This is a genomic window from Pseudomonas sp. AC463 (assembly GCF_979253585.1).
The window spans coordinates 1-253 of sequence record NZ_CEEDDZ010000897.1 but is presented as its reverse complement, the minus strand read 5'-3'; the positions used below and the strand labels follow the sequence as shown (position 1 = coordinate 253).

The 253-nt window shown below is 64.8% G+C and carries 1 protein-coding gene; it reads right to left on the bottom strand.

Going from position 1 to position 253, the window contains the following annotated elements:
• A partial coding sequence (locus AC0IYH_RS32820) for an ATP-binding cassette domain-containing protein (protein ID WP_471838549.1) occupies nt 1-253 on the bottom strand: 253 nt, incomplete at both ends.

Sequence of the window (253 nt, the reverse complement as noted above, 5' to 3'; positions counted from 1 at the left end):
GATCAGCTCGGGGCCCGTGCACATGGCCCGGGCGATTTCCAGGCGGCGCTGCTGGCCGTAGGAGAGTTCGCCCGCTAGGTGGTTGGCGTGGTCGACCAGGTTGACCACCTCCAGCCAGTAGAACGCCGTATCCAGCAGCTTGCTTTCGGTGCGCCGGTAACCGGGGGTGTTGAGGATACCGGCGATCAGGCTGCGCTGGGCGAGCATGTGCTGGGCCACCAGCAGGTTCTCCAGCACGGTCATTTCCTTGAAC